The sequence below is a fragment of the Nonomuraea sp. NPDC049400 genome (assembly GCF_044466425.1).
Lineage (GTDB): Bacteria > Actinomycetota > Actinomycetes > Streptosporangiales > Streptosporangiaceae > Nonomuraea.
In genome coordinates, this window is the sequence record NZ_JBITMP010000142.1 from 1 (window position 1) to 2,168 (window position 2,168).

Below are 2,168 nucleotides of genomic sequence, written 5' to 3' on the forward strand. Positions count from 1 at the left end.
GGAGCCGTAAAGAATCAAGGTGTCGATTCTGTGACGCGTGGGATTTCGTCGTGCGGTGTGATGGCGTTCAGGAGCGCGTCGGCGCTGGAGTATCGGATTGCGGATCGAGTGACGACGTAGCCGGTCTCCTCCAGCAGCGGGCGGACCCAGATCTTGGCGTTGCCGATCGTTCGTCGGCTCACTTGAAACAGTTCGGCTACGACCTCCCAGGTGCAGACTTTTCGCATGCCGAGGATGACCGCCAGAACGCGCTCGGCGTCGGTGATTTTCTCCTGGAAGATGCCTCCGCGGGCGCCGGCCTGCCGGTCGCCGCCGCGCTGAAGATGCTTGCGCTGCTCGGCCTCGGCGGCCTGCCGCAGCGACAGCCGCTCAATCAGTGCGGCCAGTTCCGCGCGGCTCATCCCGGTCAGTGCCGGATCTCCGAGCAGCGCCAGCCGGTTCGGTCGCGTCGGGATGACGTTGCTGTCCAGAAAGTCGCGGAGCGCACCGGCGCTGGTGAAACGCAGCACGGTCGGCTCGATCTTGAGTTTGCGGGCGGCCAGTAGCTTGCCGGTCTCGGTGACCGCTTGACCGATCGGAGGCTGGCTGATCTCGAGCATCTCCGACAGGACGCGCTGGGAGCAGATCTGGCGGAGATAAACGATGGCGATCAGGACCTTGTCGGCGGCGGTGAGCAGAGGGCGTCCGTGGCTGGCCTTGGCCTGTCGGCGTGGGCCGCCACGGATTTCGAAGTTGCGCTGCTCGGCCAAGGCCGCCTGATCCGAGGCCAAAGACGCAGCCAGCTCGTTCAGCTCCTCTCGGCTCATCCCGGTCAGCCGGGGATCGGCCAGAGCGTGCAGGCTTTCGGACCGGATGCGCGCCCGGTCGTCGCATAAGGGCAGGTGCGGGTTGCCGTCTTCCGGGCCGATCGTGTAGTTCCAGGCGCCGCGCTCGGTATGCGGGACGATCGGCAGCATGCTCATCCGCTCGGCGGACACCGACACGCCCAGCGGGTAGGCGTTGGTGTCCAGTTCGGCCGCGACGGTCAGCCCGGTGCGGGTGCGGGTCGCGGCGATGCTGTTGACCACGACCTCGTGGCTGGTCAGGGGCCTGCCGCGCCAGTTCATAGTGATGTGCGAGAACAGCCGGTGCTCTACCTTGTTCCACTTGCTGGTGCCGGGCGGAAAGTGACAGACAGTCACCGCCAGCCCGGTCTCAGCGGCGAAGTCGGCCAGCTCGGCCTTCCATAACCGATAGCGATAGCTGTTGGAGCCCCCGCAGTCCGCCGTGATCAGCAGCCGGTCCGCGTTCGGGTAGTCCAGGCTGCCGCGGCCGCGCCACCAGCGCCGGATCGACTCCACCGCGAACGCCGAGGTGTCATGATCGATCCCGACGTTCACCCAGCCCGTGTCTTTGACCACGTCGTAGATCCCGTACGGGATCGCATGCGGCACATCCGGGCCGGTGAAGAAGAAGCTGTGGTCCTCGACCCGAACCGGATCGCCCTTGGGCCGCCACTGCCGGCCAGCGTTCGGCAGATCGCCCAGATGCTCCTTCTTCTTCGTGTCCACGCTGATCACCGGCTCGCCGTCCGCCTGATGGACCTTGACCTGCTCGTTGATGTAACGGAACTGCGCGTCCCGGTCCGGGTGCTGCTTGCCTTCCAGCGTCTTGGCATTGGCCTGCAGACTGAAGCCTTGTTTCTTCAACAGCCGGCCCACCGTCGGCGCCGAGACTGGATGGCCCTGCCCGGTCAGCTCTTGGGCCAGATCACGCAGCGACTTGGTGGTCCAGCGCAGCGGAGACATCGGATCCCCGCGCTCACCCGGCTCCACCAGCGCCAGCAGTGCTGGCACCAGATCCGGATCCTGAGCTTCGGCGGCCTTGCGACCTCCACCACGACGACGGACGCGGCCGTCCGGCAACGGATCCTCACCGGCCTCCAGCTCGAACACCCCGGCGCGGACCGTAGTTTCGGACACTCCTGCCACCACCGCCACCGTCCGCACCCCACCATGTCCGAGCAGCCGGGCCTCCTGCCCCATCACCAGACGCCGCTGCCGCTCGTTCAAATGCGGAAACAGCACCCTGAACCGCGAGACGAGCTGATCGCGGACCTCGCCCGGTATGCCCATACCAAGTCAACGAGTTCAAGATCGAAAAGCAACGCCTTATTTCTTGATGACTCC

The 2,168-nt window shown here is 66.0% G+C and carries 1 protein-coding gene; it reads right to left on the reverse strand.

Annotated elements, in window-relative coordinates; translation table 11 throughout:
• Window positions 1-14 precede the first annotated feature (14 nt).
• Window positions 15-2,114, reverse strand: coding sequence for an ISAzo13 family transposase (locus tag ACIBVN_RS60765; protein WP_397152011.1), 2,100 nt, complete (start codon window positions 2,112-2,114; stop codon window positions 15-17).
• Window positions 2,115-2,168: the final 54 nt, after the last annotated feature.

Bases quoted from the DNA above. Each gene is read 5' to 3' on its own strand.
- ACIBVN_RS60765 (WP_397152011.1), bottom strand. From the start codon at position 2,114: ATGGGCATACCGGGCGAGGTCCGCGATCAGCTCGTCTCGCGGTTCAGG.